Annotated in this window: 18 protein-coding genes and 1 pseudogene; 8 read left to right on the forward strand and 11 right to left on the reverse strand. The window is 70.7% G+C overall.

From position 1 onward, the window contains the following. Positions 1-25: 25 nt before the first annotated feature. The 5 genes from MU852_RS04315 to MU852_RS04335 all read right to left on the reverse strand — a co-directional run bounded on the left by MU852_RS04315 (position 26) and on the right by MU852_RS04335 (position 3,561). Entirely contained in the window at positions 26-265 is a 240-nt protein-coding gene (locus tag MU852_RS04315) for a DUF3297 family protein (protein ID WP_249751169.1), read from the reverse strand. Between the two features lie 95 nt (positions 266-360). Next, positions 361-1,269, reverse strand: coding sequence for a MotE family protein (locus MU852_RS04320; protein WP_249751170.1), 909 nt, complete (start codon positions 1,267-1,269; stop codon positions 361-363). 16 nt (positions 1,270-1,285) lie between these two features. Further along, on the reverse strand, positions 1,286-1,843 hold the full coding sequence (locus tag MU852_RS04325) for a DUF6468 domain-containing protein (protein ID WP_249751171.1): 558 nt from the start codon (positions 1,841-1,843) through the stop codon (positions 1,286-1,288). Then, positions 1,843-2,844 (reverse strand): flagellar motor switch protein FliM, encoded by a 1,002-nt coding sequence (fliM, locus tag MU852_RS04330; protein WP_250202582.1) that lies wholly within the window; start codon positions 2,842-2,844, stop codon positions 1,843-1,845. Before fliM ends, MU852_RS04325 begins: the two co-directional genes overlap by 1 nt. A gap of 60 nt (positions 2,845-2,904) precedes the next feature. Continuing rightward, the gene (locus tag MU852_RS04335; RefSeq protein WP_249751172.1) at positions 2,905-3,561 is read right to left on the reverse strand and encodes a flagellar basal body-associated FliL family protein; all 657 of its coding nucleotides are present in this window, start codon (positions 3,559-3,561) and stop codon (positions 2,905-2,907) included. A 162-nt stretch (positions 3,562-3,723) separates the two neighbouring features. Between MU852_RS04335 and flgF the strand changes: the two genes are divergently transcribed. The 8 genes from flgF (at position 3,724) to MU852_RS04375 (ending at position 10,032) form a co-directional block, all read left to right on the forward strand. Further along, positions 3,724-4,464 carry a flagellar basal-body rod protein FlgF gene (flgF, locus tag MU852_RS04340; protein ID WP_249751173.1) on the forward strand — a complete coding sequence of 247 codons (741 nt, stop codon included), beginning with the start codon at positions 3,724-3,726 and terminating at the stop codon, positions 4,462-4,464. A 12-nt stretch (positions 4,465-4,476) separates the two neighbouring features. Next, positions 4,477-5,265 (forward strand): flagellar basal-body rod protein FlgG, encoded by a 789-nt coding sequence (flgG, locus tag MU852_RS04345; RefSeq protein ID WP_249751174.1) that lies wholly within the window; start codon positions 4,477-4,479, stop codon positions 5,263-5,265. Between the two features lie 3 nt (positions 5,266-5,268). Continuing rightward, positions 5,269-5,886 carry a flagella basal body P-ring formation protein FlgA gene (locus MU852_RS04350; protein WP_249751175.1) on the forward strand — a complete coding sequence of 206 codons (618 nt, stop codon included), beginning with the start codon at positions 5,269-5,271 and terminating at the stop codon, positions 5,884-5,886. A gap of 20 nt (positions 5,887-5,906) precedes the next feature. Beyond that, entirely contained in the window at positions 5,907-6,641 is a 735-nt protein-coding gene (flgH, locus tag MU852_RS04355) for a flagellar basal body L-ring protein FlgH (protein ID WP_249751176.1), read from the forward strand. 77 nt (positions 6,642-6,718) lie between these two features. Next, positions 6,719-7,183, forward strand: coding sequence for a hypothetical protein (locus tag MU852_RS04360; RefSeq protein WP_249751177.1), 465 nt, complete (start codon positions 6,719-6,721; stop codon positions 7,181-7,183). A 49-nt stretch (positions 7,184-7,232) separates the two neighbouring features. Further along, a complete protein-coding gene (locus MU852_RS04365) occupies positions 7,233-7,661 on the forward strand; it encodes a hypothetical protein (RefSeq protein WP_249751178.1) in 429 nt (142 codons plus the stop codon). Between the two features lie 5 nt (positions 7,662-7,666). Further along, entirely contained in the window at positions 7,667-8,161 is a 495-nt protein-coding gene (locus MU852_RS04370; protein WP_249751179.1) for a hypothetical protein, read from the forward strand. A 77-nt stretch (positions 8,162-8,238) separates the two neighbouring features. Then, positions 8,239-10,032: a DUF885 domain-containing protein gene (locus tag MU852_RS04375; RefSeq protein WP_249751180.1), complete on the forward strand. Its 1,794-nt coding sequence runs from the start codon at positions 8,239-8,241 to the stop codon at positions 10,030-10,032. 127 nt (positions 10,033-10,159) lie between these two features. Here MU852_RS04375 and MU852_RS04380 read toward each other — a convergent pair. The 6 genes and pseudogenes from MU852_RS04380 to MU852_RS04405 all read right to left on the reverse strand — a co-directional run bounded on the left by MU852_RS04380 (position 10,160) and on the right by MU852_RS04405 (position 15,592). Further along, positions 10,160-11,159: pseudogene (locus tag MU852_RS04380) on the reverse strand (cysteine synthase A). Between the two features lie 31 nt (positions 11,160-11,190). Then, positions 11,191-12,267, reverse strand: coding sequence for a phosphoadenylyl-sulfate reductase (locus MU852_RS04385; RefSeq protein ID WP_249751181.1), 1,077 nt, complete (start codon positions 12,265-12,267; stop codon positions 11,191-11,193). Beyond that, complete coding sequence (locus MU852_RS04390) at positions 12,251-13,921, reverse strand: nitrite/sulfite reductase (protein ID WP_249751182.1); 1,671 nt, start codon at positions 13,919-13,921, stop codon at positions 12,251-12,253. Before MU852_RS04390 ends, MU852_RS04385 begins: the two co-directional genes overlap by 17 nt. Beyond that, positions 13,921-14,208, reverse strand: coding sequence for a DUF2849 domain-containing protein (locus MU852_RS04395; RefSeq protein WP_249751183.1), 288 nt, complete (start codon positions 14,206-14,208; stop codon positions 13,921-13,923). The genes MU852_RS04390 and MU852_RS04395 overlap by 1 nt, the downstream gene beginning before the upstream one ends. Continuing rightward, complete coding sequence (gene cysG, locus MU852_RS04400; protein ID WP_249751184.1) at positions 14,205-15,347, reverse strand: siroheme synthase CysG; 1,143 nt, start codon at positions 15,345-15,347, stop codon at positions 14,205-14,207. The genes MU852_RS04395 and cysG overlap by 4 nt, the downstream gene beginning before the upstream one ends. Beyond that, a complete protein-coding gene (locus MU852_RS04405) occupies positions 15,269-15,592 on the reverse strand; it encodes an NAD(P)-dependent oxidoreductase (protein WP_249751185.1) in 324 nt (107 codons plus the stop codon). The genes cysG and MU852_RS04405 overlap by 79 nt, the downstream gene beginning before the upstream one ends. Positions 15,593-15,625: the final 33 nt, after the last annotated feature.

Below are 15,625 nucleotides of genomic sequence, written 5' to 3' on the forward strand. Positions count from 1 at the left end.
AGCGTCATCCCAGCCGCCGAAAGGCTCAGCCGTTCTGGAAATAGGGCTCGACCGGCCCCTGCAGCTTCACGGTCAGCGCCTTGCCCTTGCGGTCGACGCGGTTGCCCAGGGCCAGACGCACCCAGCCCTCGGACACGCAGTACTCCTCGACATTGGTCTTTTCCTCGCCCTTGAAGCGCACCCCCACGCCGCGCTGCAGGGCGTCGGCGTCATGGTGCGGGCTGGACGGGTCGACGGACAGGCGGTCGGGCGGGGTGTCGGACATGGCGGGCTCGGCGATCTGGAACGGCGGGGTGATAGCGCCCCGAGGTCGCGGCGCCAACCGACGTCTGTCGCCCGAACGGCGCCCGGGCCCCGCTTCTACTGGACCGTCTGTCGGGGCTGGGCGTCGGCGCCGGGGGCCGCCTGATAGGGTTGCGGCCCGCTGGCGGCCGGGCTTGCGGCTCGGGTCGCGGCGGGCCGGTTGGCGGAAGCGGCGGGCTGACGGGTCGCGGGCCGGCGCGCGGCCGCACGCGTCGACGCGGGGCGCGGGGCCGTCGCCGCGGGGGCGGCCGCCGGGCGCGGGGCCGGGGCGGCGGCGGGCGTCGGCGTTTCCGGCTTCGGCGCCTCCGCGGCCGGGGGCTCCGCGCTTTCGGCGGCCAGGGCGCGGGCGGCCATCTGCTGGGCCTGGAAGCGGGCGGCCAGCTTCTCGGTCAGTTCCTTGGCCTGGGCCGGCTGCATCTGGGCCATGATGGCGGCCAGGGTGCGCGGGCGCATGGCGGCGGCGACCGGCAGGCGGACCCGGTCCTCCAGCGCGGCCATGACCGGCGCGGCCTCCTTGGGCCGCATGGCGGAATAGACCTGGACCAGGCGGTCGATCTCGGCCTTCTCGCGTTCGTCGACCTGGCCCAGCATCTGCTTCATCTCGGCCTTCAGCGCCTCCAGCGCCTGGACCTTGGCGTCGAGTTTCTGCTCGGCGGCCGTCATCAGCGGCAGCATGGTGGCGAAGTCCTGGTCGCGCGCGTCCAGCTGGGTGCGCCGCTGCGACAGCGACTGGATGATGCGCAGTTCGGCCGGAGAGATGCCGGCCTGTTGGGCCAGTTGCTCGGGCGTCAGGGCGCAGGCCGCCGGGGCGGCCTTGGCGGGCGCGGCGGCGGCCGACGGCGCGGCCTCCTCGGCCCAGGCGCGCGCGCCCTCGAACAGGCCCGGCGCCACGCCGACCGCGCGCACGGCGACCACTCCGCCGATGGCGACGGCGATCAGGGGCAGCAGGCGGGGGATGCGGGCCATGGCGGGTCTTTCGGTCTCAGGCGGCGAACAGATCGTCGTCGAGATTACGACGCGCGGTGTTGAGGCTTTGTTTGGCGGTTTGGTTAGCGATCCGCCCGGCGCTCAGCGCCTGGACGATGGAGGCGACATTGTCGCGGCCCGGCGCGGCGGCGCGGCGGCCGCCCGACGGCCCGGCCAGGCCCTGGATGCGCTCGGCCAGGGCGGCCATGCGGCGGGCGCGGTCCTCGTCTTCGGCAGAGACGGCCGGAACGGGCGTTGCGGCGACGGGCGCCTCTTCCTCGGACCTGCGGGAGGCCGGGGCGGGCCCTCGCGCGATCAGCGCCTCCAGCTGCTGCTTGACCTCGCGGGCCTTGATGATCCGGTCGTGCAGCAGATCCGTCTCCTGGCCCGAAGCCCTGAGCGTCGCCAGCGCCGCCTCGGCGCGCCCGGCCGCGGCGTTCAAGTCCGTCACCGCCTGGGCGAACGCCAGCTGGCCCGCGCGCAACGCCGTCAGCTTGCGCTCCAGCTTCACGCCATAGCCGACCGCCGCCACCAGCAGCAGCATCAGCACCGCGTCCATGATCATGCCGGCCATCAGGCGGTCCTCCGGGTCAGGCGCGTCGCCGCGTCCGTGGTGATGGGGCCTTCGACGCGCACGGCCACGTGCTGGCCCTTGCGTCCGATCCGCCCGGTCGTCAGCGGGACCGACCCCGCGCGGATCGACACGTCCGAATCCGGCGCCGTGTTCAACATCAGGGTGTCGCCGACCTTCAGGTTCAGCACGCTGGACAGCGGCGCCTGCTGCTCGTCCAGCACCACCCGCACCTCGGTGTCGGTGGTCCAGAGTTCGGTCGCCAGGTGGCTTTCCCAGATGTTGTCGCGGCCGAATTTCTCACCCATGAACTGCTGCAGCAGCATCTTGCGGATCGGCTCCAGCGTCGCATAGGGCAGCAGCAGTTCGATGCGTCCGCCGCGATCCTCCATGTCGATTCGCAGCTTGATCAGGATGGCCGCATTGGCCGGCCTGGCGATGGCGGCGAATCGCGGATTGGTCTCCAGCCGGTCCAGGTTGAAGTGGACGGGCGTCAGCGGCTCGAACGCCTGGCGGGCGTCGTTCAGAACCACCTCGATCATCCGCTGCACCAGAACGCGCTCGATGGTGGTGTAGGGCCGGCCCTCGATCCGCAGGGCGGCGGTGCCGCGCCGTCCGCCCAGCAGCACGTCGACGATGGAATAGATCAGGTTGGAATCGACCGTCAGCAGGCCGTAGTTGTCCAACTCCTCGGCCCGGAACACCGCCAGGATGGCCGGCAGCGGGATGGAGTTCAGATAGTCGCCGAACCGGATGGAGGAGATGTTGTCCAGCGACACCTCGACGTTGTCCGAGGTGAAGTTGCGCAAGCTGGTCGTCATCAGCCGCACCAGGCGGTCGAAGACGATCTCCAGCATCGGCAGCCGTTCGTAGCTGACCAGGGCGGAGTTGATGATCGATCGGATGCCGGACCGTTCGGAGCCGTCGTCGGCGCCCAGGTCGAAGCCCAGCAGGCTGTCGATCTCGTCCTGGTTCAGCACCCGCTCGGACAGAGCGTCGCTCATGTCGCTCAACGGCTCGAAGCCGGCGCCGCCCAGGATCGAGTTCGGCCGTGTCGCTCATGCCTATTGCACCAGCATTTCTTCGATCAGCACGGCGTCGACCTTGCCCGGCGCGGCGATCAGGTTGACGCGGCGGAGGATTTCGGCGCGCAGCTGATAGGTGCCGGCCGATCCGCTGAGGTCCTCGGGACGCAGTTCGCGCACGAAGCCGGTGAACATGTCCTGCAGGCGCGGCATCTCTTCCTGCAGATGCGTGGCGACCGAGGCGTCGTGCGTCTCCAGCGTCAGCTTCAGCTTCAGGAAGGTCGGACGTCCGTCGGCCGACTGAATGTTCATCACCATGTCCGGCAGGGTGAAGAAGGTCACGCCGTCGGGACCTTCCGCGATCTTGCCCAGGGCGGGATCGGCCTCGCCGCCCTCGCCGCCCCCGCCATGACCGCCGCCCTCCTTCTTCTCCTCGCCGTGACCGCCGCCCTTCTCGGCCTTGGCCTCGCCGTGGCCGCCTTCGGCCTCGGCGGCCGCCGGCTTGGGCTTCAGCATGAAGAAGGCCGCCGCGCCGCCGCCGCCCAGCACCAGCAGGGCGACCGGCGCGATGATGAACAGCAGCGGCAGCTTCTTCTTCTTGGGCGCGGCCTCGCCCTCCCCGCCCTCGCCTTCGGTCGGGGCGGGCGGCGCGGCGTCCGCATTCGCGTCGCCCTTCTTCTTGCCCAGCTTCAACATGCGGTCGACTCACCCCGGATGGTCCCCGGGGAAGATCGACCCAGCTTGGTTAACACGGCGTTTACGATCGGCAGGATTTGCCGAGCGCCACGCCCGCCGCGCCTGGATTAACCCTGTTGGCACGACCGTTGCGAGCCATCGGGGCGAAGGAGCACGCCCCTCGTGGAAAACGCCGCCTACATCGGACTGTCCCGCCAGATGACCCTGCGCCGCGAACTCGACATCGTGGCCAACAACGTCGCCAATGCGGACACCACCGGCTTCAAGGTCGAGCAGCTGATGCTGAGCGCCGAGGTCGGCCAGCGCGCCCGCAACGACGCCATCCGCCCCGGCGCCAGCTTCGTGCTGGACAACGGCGTCGGCCGCGACTTCGGCCAGGGAACCCTGCGCCAGACGGGCCGCACCCTGGACTTCGCGGTCGAGGGCGAAGGCGCCTTCTTCGTGGTTCAGGATGGCGCCGGCCGCCAGGCCTACACCCGCGACGGCGGCTTCACGACCGATCCCACCGGCCGGCTGACCACCAAGCAGGGCCAGCCCGTTCTGGGCGGCGGGGCCGAGATCGTGCTGGACCCCGAACTGGGCGCACCCAGCGTCGGCGCCGACGGCACCATCACCCAGGACGGGGAGATCGTCGGCCAGCTGTCGGTCGTGCGCTTCGGCGCGCTGGGCGTGCTGGAAAAGGGCGGCGACGGCCTCTACCGCAACGCCTCCAACGTCCAGCCGATCGAAGCCAACGACGTGCAGATCCGGCAGGGAATGCTCGAAGGATCCAACGTCAATCCGCTGCTGGAAATGACCAGCCTCATCGAGATCAGCCGCGCCTATGAAAGCGTCACGCGGATGATCGAGAACACCACCGACCTCAGCCGCCGCGCCGTCGAGCGCCTCGGCAAGGCCGCTTAAGGAGAGCCCCTCATGCGCGCTCTGAGAACCGCCGCCTCGGGCATGGCCGCCCAGCAGCTGAACGTGGAGGTCATCTCCAACAACATCGCCAACATGAACACGGTGGGCTTCAAGAAGCAGCGCGCCGAGTTCCAGGACCTGCTCTATCAGAACATCGAGCGGATGGGCGCGCAGTCCTCGTCCCAGGGCAACGTGGTGCCGACCGGCATCCAGGTCGGCGCGGGCGTCAAGGCCGGCGCGGTCTATCGCATCACCGAACAGGGCACGCCCCAGCACACCGGCAATCCCTACGACATGGCCATCGACGGCAAGGGCTTCTTCCAGGTCACCCTGCCCTCGGGCGAGATCGCCTACACCCGGGCCGGCAATCTGCAGGTCAATCCCGAAGGCCAAATGGTCACCGACGACGGCTATCTGCTGGAGCCCGCGGTCACCATCCCCCAGGACGCGGTCGACATCATCATCTCCAAGTCCGGCCTGGTCCAGGTGACCACCGCCGGCCAGGCCGAGCCGACCACCGTGGGCCAGATCGAACTGGCCACATTCTTCAACGAAGCGGGCCTGGAGGCCATCGGCGACAATCTGCTGCTGGAAACCGCCGCCTCCGGCGCCGCCACCATCGGCGCCCCGGGCGAGGTCGGCTTCGGCCAGATCCTGCAGTCCTACACCGAAGCCTCCAACGTCGACGCCGTGTCCGAGATCAGCGCCCTGATCGTGGCCCAGCGCGCCTATGAGATGAACTCCAAGGTCATCAGCACCGCCGACGAGATGCTGTCCGTCGCCGCCCAGGTGAAGAGCTAGATCATGACCCTGCTGCACCGAACCCTGGCGCTGAGCGCCGCCCTCGCCGTCCTGGCCGGCCCGGCCCTGGCCGCGCCCGTGACGCTGAAGGCCAATCCGGTCGACGACGACGGCCGCGTCACCTTGGGCGACATCTTCGATGGCGCGGGCGGGGCCGCTGATGTCGTGGTCGCCCGCCGCGTCGGCCCGTCGGTGGTGATGGAGGCCGGGCAGCTCCAGGCCCTGGCGCGCCAGGCGGGCCTGGACTGGGTCAATCCCAACGGCCTGCGCCGCGTCGCCGTGCGCCAGGGGGTCGCCGAGGCGCCCGGCGCCGTTGCGGCGATCCAGACGCCCGCCGCCGCCCCCGCCCCTGTTCGCGCCGCCTCCCGCCGCCCCGCCGCCCGCGAGACGGTCATCAAGCGCAACGACATGGTGCGCGTCACCTACGAGGTCAGCGGCGTGAAACTGGCCGTCTTGGGCCGCGCCATGCGCGACGCCGCCGTGGGCGAGCCCGTCGCCGTCACCAACACCACCTCCAACCGCATCATCGACGCGGTCGCCGCCGGTCCGGGCCAGGCGGTCGCCGGTCCTGCGGGCGACGCCATCCGCGCCGAAGCCTTTTCCCAGTTCGCCGCCCGCTAGTCCGAGCAGAGAGCCCCGTCATGCGTAAAACCCTTCTCGCCGCCGCCCTGCTGACCGCGTCCGGCCTGAGCGCCTGCTCCACCGCCGTGGAGGCCGTGCGCGGTCCCGAACTGGCCCCGATCGGCTATCCGGCGGCCCTGGTCCCCGTCCAGCAGACCTATCTGCCGGCTCCCCGCTCGGAGGCCCAGCCCGCCAGCGCCAACAGCCTGTGGCGCACCGGCGCCCGCTCCTTCTTCGGCGACCAGCGCGCGCGTCACGTCGGCGACATCCTGACCGTCCGCATCGACATCGACGACCGCGCCCAGACCCAGAACAGCACCACGCGCGCGCGCTCCAACGACATCTCCGCCGGCGTCAACAGCCTGCTGGGCCTGGAAAGCGCCGCCAACCGCGCCTTCCCCAACGCCTTCGACCCGTCGCGCCTGGTCGATCTGGGCGGCGAGGTGAATGCCGCCGGCTCCGGCTCGGTCAATCGTTCGGAACGCGTCTCCCTGACGGTGGCCGCCGTGGTGACCGAGGTGCTGGCCAACGGAAACCTGGTGATCCAGGGCCGCCAGGAGGTCCGCACCAACCGCGAGGTGCGCGAACTGACCGTCGCCGGCATCGTGCGGCCCGAGGACATCTCCTCGGCCAACGCCATCAGCCACACCCAGATCGCCGAGGCGCGCATCTCGTACGGCGGACGCGGGGACATCAGCCGGGTGCAGGCCACCCCCGCAGGCCAGAGCCTGATCGAGCGTTTCAGCCCCTTCTGACGCGGCGCCCGGCAGAAAACGCCGGGCCCGGCAAGCGCGGCCGTGAACCCATGACGCCAACCGGCGTTAGTTCGGCGATGTTGAAGTTCCTGGTCCCCGCCGTCGCCTGTGTCGCCCTGGTCGCCGCCAGCGCCCGGACGCAGACGCTCGACGCCGCCTCCACGGCCCCGGAGATGGCCTGGCGCCTGGACCACGAGGGTCCGGTGGCCAAGCTGACCTACGGCGCGGCGAATTCGGATCACCTGGCGGTGATGATCACCTGCCAGCCGGGCGAGGGCGTGGCGGTCTTCTATGGCGCCGCCCACCCGGACAGCCCGCGTCTTCTCAAGGCCTCCAGCACCCCGCAGCCCGTGGACCCCCTGTCCAACGGCGCCGCCTACGAAACCCAGGTCGCGCTGGACGATCCCAGCCTGACGGGCCTGGCGCGAAACGGTTCCTTGCGTCTGATCGGCGACGACGGTTCCACGGTCCTGACCGCAGATCGGCAAGCTCGCGGCATGGCGGCCGACATGCTGGCCTATTGCGGTTCGTCGCGCGTCTGACGACATTGGCGCCGACGCGGCGTTGCGCGTCGTCGGCGGGGGCTGACGCATGACCCTGATGGTTTCCCTTTTGCTCGCCGCCGCCTTGCAGGCCGCGCCCGGGCCGGCGTGGACCTGGACGCTTTATGACGGCGACGGGCCGGTGGTCCTGGCGAACGAGGCGCCCGACACGCCCGATCTGCGCGCCACCCTGCAATGCGACCGCGGCGCCGGGGCCGTTGAGGTGTCCCTCTATGATCCGCCGGCCCAGCCCGGATTCGCCCGCGTCAGCGCCGGTCGCGCCTCGACGACCACCGAGGCGCAGGCCGGCCGCGACGGCGCCGTCAGCTTCGTCGTGCGCGCAGACCATCCGGTCTTCGCCGCCTTCGCCGGAACCGGCCTGATGACCGTCGCAGTCGGCGACGACCAGAGCCAGATCGTGGTCCAGCCCCGTCATCTGGGCAAGCTGCGCCGCTTCACCGACCTTTGCGCGGGATAGAGATCATGCGCCTCGCCATTCTTTCCGTTGCACTGACCGCCGCCGCGCTCTCGGCCTGCGCCACCTCGCCCCGCCAGCCCGCCCCCGTCGCCGCCGCCGCCGCGCCCGCGCCGATCGACGGCTACGACTGGTTCATGCACCAGGACGGCGGCGAGGCCATGCTGGCCTACGGCGTGGCGGACAGCGACGAGGTCAAGCTGCGCTTCGACTGCGGCAAGGGAACGGGCCGCCTGCATCTGATCGCGCCGGCCGTGAAGGGCGAGCGGCAGTTCCATCTGGAATCCGGCGGCGACACGGAACGGTATCCTGCCTCTCTCGAGCCCTCGGGGCTGCACGACGGCGACCTGATGAACGGCGAGGCGCCGGCTGACGCGCCCGTGTTCCAGCGTTTTCGCCGCCTGGGCTGGATCGCCGCCTGGCGGGGTCAGGACCGCGAGGTCTATGCCGCCCATCCCGGGTCCGAAGACAAGGTCGAGGCCTTCTTCAGCGTCTGCGGCTGACCCTTTCCCCTTTTCCGTGACGGCTTGACGGCGGCGCCCGCCTCGGCTTGCCTGCCGCCCTGTTTCGGGAGGGGTTCATGAAGGTGTCTCATCTGGCCGTCGCGGCGGCCCTGGCCTTGGGCGCGCCGGCGGCCGCCCTGTCCCAGGCGGCCTCGCCCGCCGAAGCGTCCAGCCCTTCGCCCAGCACGGCGGACGCCGCGCTGGAACAGATCGTCGCCGACTACGAAGCCTATCAGAAGTCCGTCGACCCCCTGTCCGCCAGCGGCGAGGGCGATCTGGAGGCGATGGCGCGGATTCCCGACCTGTCGCGCGCCTTCGAACTGGCTCAGAGGGCGCCGATGGAGGGCTTCGTGCGCCGCCTCCAGGCCATCGACACGGGCGACCTGTCCCACGCCAACCAGATCAACCACGCCTTCCTGCTTTACGTCCTGGCGCGCGGGATCGAAGGGCTGGATTACGACACCGGCCGGCTGGCCTTCGACAGCGAGGGCGGGCCGGGCACCTGGGCCATCTACATGGGCTCCAGCACTCGCCTGAACTCGATCGCCGAGGCCGAGGCCTATCTGAAACGGGTCGAAGGCTTCGCCACCATCTACGCCCAGACCACCGACAACGCCCGGCGCGGGCTGGAGACGGGCATGGTCCAGGCCCGTTCCGTGACCCAGAGCGCCATCGAACTGGCCCGCAACGACGTCGACACGCCCGCCGACGCCGATCCCCTGTTGAAGCCCCTGTCGACCCTGCCCTCGACCGTCTCCCAAGCGGACAAGGATCGCCTGGCCGCGCGCGCCGCCGAGGTGATCGCCCGCGACATCGTGCCCGCCCGTCAGGCCTGGCTGGCGTTCCTGGAAACCGAATATCTGCCCAAGGCGCCCGTCGAGCCTGGCCTGGCGCACCGGCCGGGCGGAAAGGCCCTCTACGCCTATCTGGTTCGCGGCCACACCACTACGGACCTGACGCCGGACCAGATCCACCAGATCGGACTGGACGAGGTCGCCCGCATCCGCGCGCGCATGGACGTGGAGATGAAGGCCTCCGGCTGGACCGGCGACTTCGCCGGCTTCCTGAACTTCCTCCGCACCGATCCGCAGTTCTACGCCGCGACGCGCGAGGAACTGCTGGAGAAGGCCTCGGAAATGGCCAAGCGCGCCGACGGCGGCCTGCCGCCGCTGTTCGCCACCCTGCCGCGCCTGCCCTACGACGTGCAGCCCGTCCCGCCCCAGATCGAGGAGAACTACACCACCGGCCGGTACAATGGCGGCTCGATGCAGAACGGCGTGGCCGCCCACTACATCGTCAACACCTCCAAGCTGGACCAGCGCCCGCTCTACGAACTGCCGGCCCTGACGCTGCACGAGGCCGTGCCCGGCCACCACGTCCAGATCGCCCTGCAGCAGGAGGCCGAGGGCCAGCCCTACTTCCGCCGCCAGGCCAACGTCAGCGCCTTCACCGAGGGCTGGGGCCTGTACGCCGAGTATCTGGGCGAGGAGATGGGCTTCTACCGCACGCCCTATGAACGCTTCGGCCGGCTGTCCTACGAGATGTGGCGCGCCTGTCGGCTGGTGGCCGACACCGGCCTGCACTGGATGGGCTGGAGCGAGGAGCAGGCCCGCGCCTGCTTCCGCGACAACTCGGCCCTGGCGCCGCACAACATCGAGACCGAACTTCAGCGCTATATCGGCTGGCCCGGCCAGGCCACGGCCTACAAGATCGGCGAGATCCGCCTGCGCGACATCCGCGCCCGCGCCGAGCGAGAACTGGGGTCGAACTTCAACATCCGCACCTTCCACGACGCCCTGCTGACCGAAGGCCCCCTGCCCCTGGCCCTGCTGGACCAGCGCATGGACGCCTGGATCGCGGAGCAGAAATAAGCCCTTCCCCGCTTGTCGGGGGAAGCGTCAGGTCGTGCCGCGCAGCGACACACCTGACGATGGGGGAAGTATCCTCTTGAAGGAGCACGTCCCTCTTCGACCCTGGTTCGCTTCGCGAACGACGACCCTACGCCCACTCCGGGACCGGAAGGCCCTTCGACGCCAGGAAGGCCGGGTTGAACAGCTTGGACGCATAGCGCGATCCGGGGTCGCACAGGCAGGTGACGATGGTCCTGCCCGGCCCCAGTTCGCGCGCCAGGCGCACGGCGCCGGCGATGTTCACGCCCGCCGACCCGCCCAGCGACAGCCCCTCGTGCTTCACCAGGTCGAACAGGATCGGCAGGAACTCCGCGTCCTCGATCCGATAGGCGTAGTCGGGCTTGAACCCCTCCAGATTGCCGGTGATGCGCGCCACGCCGATGCCCTCGGTGATGGACGACCCCTCGCCGCTCATCTCGCCCTTGGTGAACCAGTTGAACATGGCCGCGCCCGCCGGGTCGGCCAGGGCGATGGTCACGTCGGGCTTCTGTTCGCGCAGATAGGTCGACACGCCCGCGATGGTGCCGCCCGATCCGACGGCGCTGACGAAGGCGTCCACACGCCCCCGGTCTGGCGCCAGATCTCCGGGCCGGTGTTGAAATAGTGGGCGTCGCGGTTGGCGGTGTTGTCGAACTGGTTGGCCCAGATCGCGCCGGCGTCTTCGCTCTCGTTCAACTCGGCCGCCAGACGCCCGGAATAGTGGACGAAATGGTTGGGGCTGGAGAAGGGCGCGGCGTCCACCTCGACCAGGCGGGCGCCCAGCGAACGGATGGCGGACTTCTTCTCCTCGGACTGGGTGCGCGGATGATGACGATCACCACCGGATGGCCCAGCGCCGCCCCGACCAGGGCCAGGCCGATGCCGGTGTTGCCGGCCGTGCCCTCCACGATCGTCCCGCCGGGCCGCAGCGCCCCCGACGCCCGCGCGCCCTGGACGATGGACAGGGCGGCCCGGTCCTTGATCGAGCCGCCGGGGTTCATGAACTCGGCCTTGCCCAGGATCTCGCACCCCGTCTCGTCGGACAGGCGGTTCAGGCGGATCAGCGGCGTATCGCCGATCAGGTCGATGACGGAGGCGTTGGCGGACAATGTGAAACTTTCAGGCGAAGTCGAAGGAGGATCAGGCGGCCTTGCGCTTGCCTAAGTGGATGCCGCACTCGACCTTGTCCATGCCCGACCAGCGGCCGGCGCGCGCATCCTCGCCGTCGTCCACCGCGCGGGTGCACGGCCAGCAGCCGATCGAGCGATAGCCCTGCTCGACCAGCGGGTGGCGCGGCAGGTCGCGCGCATCCAGCCAGGCCTCCACGTCGTCCCCGGTCCACTCCGCCAGCGGATTGATCCGCAGCACCCCGTCCAGCACCTCGAACGGCCTCAGGTCCGCCCGGGTCGAGGCCTGATAGCGCTTGCGCCCGGTGATCAGGGCGTCGAACCCCGCCGTCGCCCGCGCGAGGGGCCGCACCTTTCTCAGGTCGCAGCAGGCGTCGGCGTCCGTCTTCCACAGGTCGTCGCGCGCATCCAGCGTCGCCTTCTCCTCGGCGTCCGGCGTCACCAGCCGCACGTCCGTCAGGCCCAGCGCCCTGGTCAGCTGGGTGCGATAGGACAGGGTCTGCAGGAAATGCTGGCCCGTTTCCAGGAAGACCACCGGCACGTCGGCCTTCTCGCGCGCCACCACGTCCAGCAGCACCGCCGATTCCGCGCCGAAGGAGGAGATGGCGCCGACCTTCAGCCCCAGCGCCGGGTCCAGGGCCGCCTTCACGATCTCGGCCGCGCCCTTGCCCGCCGTCTCGCGGTTCAGACGGTCTGCCAGGGCGTCCAGGTCGCGGTCGTTGGCCGCCGCGCGGCGGCGCCGCCAGATGGACGGATCGGGATCGACGGCGGGCTGATAGGCGGCGCTGAAGGCCTGGTCCATCCGCGCCCAGGCCGCCCGGTCCGCGCCGGGCGCCAGCTCCACCGCGTCGAACCCCGAACGCCGCAAATGCCGCGCCTGGTCCGGCAGCACCTTGCCCGCCGCGATCAGCTGGCCGCGATAGCCCCGCTCGCGCAGCACCGCGGCCAGGGAAAAGCCGCGCCCGTCGCGGAAGGCGTCGAACTCCAGCACCAGCACGTCCTCGGCCGCCGCGGCGGCCTCCACCTCTTCCAGCGGGGTCGTCACCGAAAGGCGCAGGCCGTTCTGAATTCCCTCAAGCGTTTGCAGCATCGAGCGTCTCATAGATGGCGTCGCGGAAGGGCTCGGGACCGACCCGGCGCACCGTGTCGATGAAGCGCTCGCCCTCGGCGCGGATTTGCAGATAGCGGTCCAGGGTCCGCTGGATGGCCGGCGCCACCTCTTCGGACGGCAGGCTCTTGCCGACGATGTCGCCCAGCGCCGCCTGTTCGTCGGGCGAGCCGCCGACGGTGATCTGGTAATATTCCTCGCCCTTGCGATCGACGCCCAGCACGCCGATGTGGCCGACGTGGTGGTGGCCGCAGGCGTTGATGCAGCCGCTCATGTTGATCCGCACCGGACCCAGCTTCTCCTGATAGTCCAGGTCCGCCAGCCGCTTGGACAGCGCCTGGGCCACCGGGATCGAGCGGGCGTTGGCCAGGCTGCAGTAGTCCAGCCCCGGGCAGGCGATGACGTCGGTGGCCAGGTCCGCATTGGCCGTCGCCAGACCCGCCTGGCGCAGGGCCCGCCACACCGCCGGAACGTCGTCCAGCCTGACGTGCGGCAGGACCAGGTTCTGCTCATAGGCGGCGCGCAGTTCGTCGAACGAATAGCGCTCGGCCAGGTCCGCCACCGCCTCCATCTGGTCCGCCGTGATGTCGCCGGGCACCCCGCCGACGGGCTTCAGCGACACCACCACCGAGGCGTAGCCGGCCTGGCGATGGCGGCGCACATTGTTGCGCGCGAACCGGGCGAAGTCGGGATCGGCCAGCAGCGCCCGGTCGAACGGCGCGCTGACCTTGGGCAGGTCCTCGAACGGCGGCGGGGCGAAATAGGCCTTGATCCGCTCGGCCTCGTCCTCGGGGATGCGCAGGTCCTCGCGGCGCAGGGTGGCGTAGTGCCGATCCACCTCCTCGCGGAAGGCGTCGATCCCCAGCGAGGCGACCAGGATCTTGATCCGCGCCTTGTGGATGTTGTCGCGCCGCCCCAGCAGGTTCCAGGCCCGCAGGATGGCGGTCAGATAGGCCAGCAGGTCCGCCGCCGGGACAGCCGATGCGATCTCCTGGCCGATGTGCGGCAGACGCCCCTGCCCGCCGCCGACGAAGACGCGGAAGGCGGTCCCGCCGTCGTCGCCCTTCACGATCTGCAGCCCCACGTCGTGGGTGCGGATCGCCGCCCGGTCCTTCTCGGCCCCGATCACCGCGATCTTGAACTTGCGCGGCAGGAACGAGAATTCCGGATGGATGGTCGACCACTGGCGGATGATCTCGCACCAGGGACGCGGATCCTCGATCTCGTCCTCGGCGGCGCCGGCGAAGACGTCGGTGGTGACGTTCCGGATGCAGTTGCCGCTGGTCTGGATGGCGTGCATCTCGACCTCGGCCAGGTCGCTCAGGATCGCCGGCAGGTCGGTCAGGGCCGGCCAGTTGTACTGGATGTTCGTCCGCGTGGTGAAGTGGCCGTAGCCCTTGTCGTAGGTGCGCGCGATGTGCGCCAGCCGGCGCATCTGGCGGCTGTTGAACGTCCCATAGGGAATGGCGACGCGCAGCATATAGGCGTGCAGTTGCAGATAGACGCCGTTCATCAGCCGCAACGGCTTGAACTCGTCCTCGGTCAGGGCGCCGGACGCGCGGCGGGCCACCTGGTCGGCGAACTCCTCGACCCGTTCGCGCACCACGGCGTGGTCGAACTCGTCATAGCGATACATCAGGCCAGGCCCCCGTTGACGTCGAGGTCGACGCTGTGGCCGACGGTCGGCCCGGCCGAGCGGATGCGCTCCTTCAGCCGGTCGCGCCCGGACGGCGTGCGGTCCTGCACCTCGACCAGATAGGGGTTCACGAAAACCTCGGGCCGACCGGCGACCTCGGCCAGGACGATCTCGGCGGCCGGATCGTCCAGCACCGAAGCCTGGTCGATGCGGTCGACCGGCTGGTTGTCCACGCCCGCATAGATGACGCGGCCGTCCGACAGGCGGTTGGCGGTGACGATCTTCATGCCGCGAACTCCGCGCGGACGTCCAGCTGGGCCGCCGAAAACGCCGCCGTCTCGCCGACGAACAGCAGGGCCGGGCCGGTCAGGCTCGCGCCGCGCACCAGGGCGCCCAGGCCGTCCAGACGGCCGGTCAGCACCCGCTCGTCCGGCCGGCTGCCGTTCTCGACGATGGCGACCGGGGTCGATCCGGCGCGTCCGGCGGCGATCAGCCGGGCCGCCGTCTCCTCGGCCCGGTCGACGCCCATGTAGATGGCCAGGGTGTGGTTCGGCGCCGCCAGCCGCGTCCAGTCGGCGTCGACGCCGCCCGGCTTGGCCTGGGCCGTGACGAAGGTCACGGCCTGGGCGTGGTCGCGATGGGTCAGGGGCACGCCCGCCGAGGCCGCGCAGGCCAGCGCCGCCGTCACGCCGGGAACGACGAAGACCGCAACGCCCGCCGCGCGCACGGCCTCCAGTTCCTCGCCGCCGCGCCCGAAGACGAAGGGGTCGCCGCCCTTCAGCCGAACCACCCGGTGGCCGGCGCGGGCCTCTTCGATCATCAACGCCTCGATCTGGTCCTGAGGGACCGAGTGGTCGCCGCGCGCCTTGCCGACATACAGCCGCTTGGCGTCGCGCCGCGCCCGCTCCAGCACCGCCTCGGGCACCAGGCGGTCGTGGATGATGACGTCGGCGTCCTGCAGCACCCGCAGCGCCTTCAGCGTCAGCAGTTCGGGATCGCCCGGCCCCGCGCCGACGATGTGGACCACGCCCTGTTCCGGCGCGGCGACGTTCAGCAGGCGCAGCATCTCGCGGCGCGCCTCGGCCGTGCGGCCCTCGGCGGCCAGATCGGCGGCGGGCCCTCGAAAAGCCCGTTCCCAGAACCGGCGGCGCGCCATGAAGTCCGGCACGCTGGCCTTCACCGTCTCGCGCAGTTCGCGCGCCATCCGCGCGACATTGGCCAGGCCGGCCGGCAAGACGCCTTCGATGCGCGTGCGGACGTCGCGCGCCAGGATCGGCGCGGACCCGCCGGTCGCCACCCCGACCACCACCTCGTCGCGATCGATCAGGGCGGGGGTCTGGAAATCGCTCAGCCCCGGCTGGTCCACCACATTGACCTGCGCCCCGCCCGCCCGCGCCAGCCCGGCCAGGCGCGCGGCCTCGGCCACGTCCTGCAGGGCGATGAAGACCAGGCGCGCGCGCCGGCGAAATCCTGGGCGTGCGGCGTCCGGCCGGCCGGCGCGGGCGCGCCTTGCGGCGTTTCCAGCGTTGCGGGCTCGCCGTCCGGCGCGAACCAGGCCAGGTCGGCGGGCGTGTTCAGAAACAGTCGCAGTTTCGCCAGCGCCGGCTCTCCGGCGCCTACGATCACGACCCTGGCGGCCTCCAGCGGCACGGAGGCGAGAAATACACGCATCGTCTTGCTTTCACGGCCGTCGCGGGGGAAGAA

This window comes from Brevundimonas albigilva (assembly GCF_023503965.1).
In the GTDB taxonomy this organism is placed as follows: domain Bacteria; phylum Pseudomonadota; class Alphaproteobacteria; order Caulobacterales; family Caulobacteraceae; genus Brevundimonas; species Brevundimonas albigilva.